Below are 2,110 nucleotides of genomic sequence, written 5' to 3'. Positions count from 1 at the left end.
CGTGAAGCCGCCCTTCACGCGGCCGAAGATCACGCCCTCGACGCGGTTGCCGGCGGCATGCTCGGTCTCGAGCTTGTCCCAGGCGGCTTCGCGGCGGGCGCGGTCGCGGCTGAGCATCGCTTCGCCCTGGTGGTTCTCGACCCGGTCGACATAGACTTCGACTTCGTCGCCGATCTTGAGATCGGCCTTCTGGCCGGGCGCCGCGAATTCGCGGAGCGCGACGCGGCCTTCGGACTTCAGGCCGACGTCGATGACGGCCATGTCGTTCTCGATACCGGTGACGGTGCCCTTGACGACGCGGCCTTCGAAGCTTTCGTTCTCGCCGCCGAGCGATTCATTGAGCATTGCCGCGAAATCGTCGCGGCTCGGCATTGCCGTGGTGGCCATAAACTTGTCTGTCTTTCACTTACCGGTCCGCACCGCGGTCGAATGAAGCGCGGGCCGGGCCAGAGTTATTTGCCGCAGCGGCCTCATGCCGATGCGGCGTCCCTGGGAGCGGCGAGCGCAAGCGAAGGCGGATAAGCAAAAAGAGCGCGTCGGAAGCGGACCTCCCGGCCTCAACCCCCACGCGCTACCTTATCTTGAGCCTCCGCAAGCGCATACCCGCACCCGCTGGACGGGTGGGCGTATAGGGGAAGGGGGGTGAGGCGGCAAGGGGGAGTTGGGACGAGGCAAAGGGGGCCAGCTTTGAGCGAATTGCCATTCCGCGACCAGATATCCTTCATCAAGGAAAACGGGAGCAAGATGGGTTTCCCAGGCGCAGAGGGCGCGGAGGCGCAGGGCGGCATCCCGGTCGGGAGCGGAACCTTGTTGCGCGGAAGTCCGTGAAGCTCGATCTGCGGTTTTGGTATGACCCTGCCTCGCGGCACATCAAGCTGGCGGGGGCGGGGCTTTCCGCTTCGACTGTGAGCGACGATCCGAAGAGCAAGCGCTATCACTCGAGTCTCTACAAGAAGCTCGCCCGCTTGGTGCGGTAGGTTGGGGCGCCGGGCCCGGGGTAAAGGGATTCGGAGAACTCGAGTTGATCCGGCGAAGCTGGAGGGGCAGATGTCTCGCGCAGTGGATTTTTCAACGCGGCCTAAGCGGCTGGCGGCAGTGGGCGCCTAGAAAAACAGCTCCAGACGCCCGATGCGCCGTTTACGTGAGCAACTACGGAGTTGCTTGACCGGCCGCAGGAAGCCTGCTGCATGTTACCAAAATATTGGAAATGCAGGGTTGGCATTTCGAGCCGGTATCCGCGTCCTGGATCGCAAATCCTGTTACGTAAGATCCAGTTGCGCACGAGGTTTCGCTGCCATAGTGACTTCCCCCATACGCAAAGTCACGGCGACCCTCGAAGCGGGAAACCGGAGCTCCTGTGGCATTCTGCAGAACAGCTCGGTAAGCCGCCATTTCCAAGTGGGCTCGCGCGATTTCTGCCTCAAGCTGCTTGAATCGAGTGTCTGCTGGACCATTCACCATATCGGCGAACTCCATCAAATAGTCGCCTTCTTGGGTCTTCAGCTTCACGTTCGCGTCCGGATAGTATTTGGCATTAACTCCATTCATAGGTATCTGCTCGGAACGTCTAGTACACCTTACGGACCGGGCACTCTGTCCAGAGAGGGTAATGTTCTCATTTCCGCCAAGACGTCCGCCATCCATCATGCATGACATGTTAGTAGTGTCTACGCCACGCAGTCGGGAGGTTCCGGTTCCCCGCCAGAGCAGCTGAAAATCCACCTCGCTATTGTTAGCAAGTGGCGTCATCGTCACTTCGAGGTTCCGGCTAGCCAACTGCTGGCACCGATTCCAGGCGTCAAGCGCGCGTCCTTGAATCTGAACGGTGTTCAGATACTCTTGTGAAGATGTACTAACAGTGGTCTGAAAGTCTCGACAGAACTGCTGATGCTTGTCTCGAGCCGAGGATGAACTTCCCGAAAGACCAACCGGGATGCTCTTGACTACCGCGCTGAATGACAGCTTTTTGTCATTGCTCATACTGTCGTATGATGTGCTGCAATAATGATCCTTGATGACTGAAAGATAGGTGTTCTCAGACGTCTGGGTCCTGAGGTTTGAGATGCCATGCTCCAAAAGTGCGTTACAGCGGTCAATCTGCGCTTGGGCC

3 protein-coding genes are annotated in these 2,110 nt (G+C 59.1%); 1 reads left to right on the top strand and 2 read right to left on the bottom strand.

Annotated elements, in window-relative coordinates:
- Positions 1–387, bottom strand: a 387-nt coding sequence (locus VF662_RS13475; RefSeq protein ID WP_464142150.1) for a S1 RNA-binding domain-containing protein, incomplete at its 3' end; no start/stop codon positions are given.
- A gap of 437 nt (positions 388–824) precedes the next feature.
- On the opposite strand from VF662_RS13475, the gene VF662_RS13470 reads away from it, so the two are divergent.
- Positions 825–977: a hypothetical protein gene (locus tag VF662_RS13470; protein ID WP_464142148.1), complete on the top strand. Its 153-nt coding sequence runs from the start codon at positions 825–827 to the stop codon at positions 975–977.
- A 172-nt stretch (positions 978–1,149) separates the two neighbouring features.
- On the opposite strand, the gene VF662_RS13465 is transcribed toward VF662_RS13470, so the two are convergent.
- The coding region (locus tag VF662_RS13465) for a hypothetical protein (RefSeq protein WP_464142146.1) at positions 1,150–2,110 on the bottom strand (961 nt) is incomplete at its 5' end.

This window comes from Allosphingosinicella sp., from assembly GCF_036387215.1.
Lineage (GTDB): Bacteria > Pseudomonadota > Alphaproteobacteria > Sphingomonadales > Sphingomonadaceae > Allosphingosinicella.
This window is presented reverse-complemented; position numbering and strand designations above follow the sequence as displayed.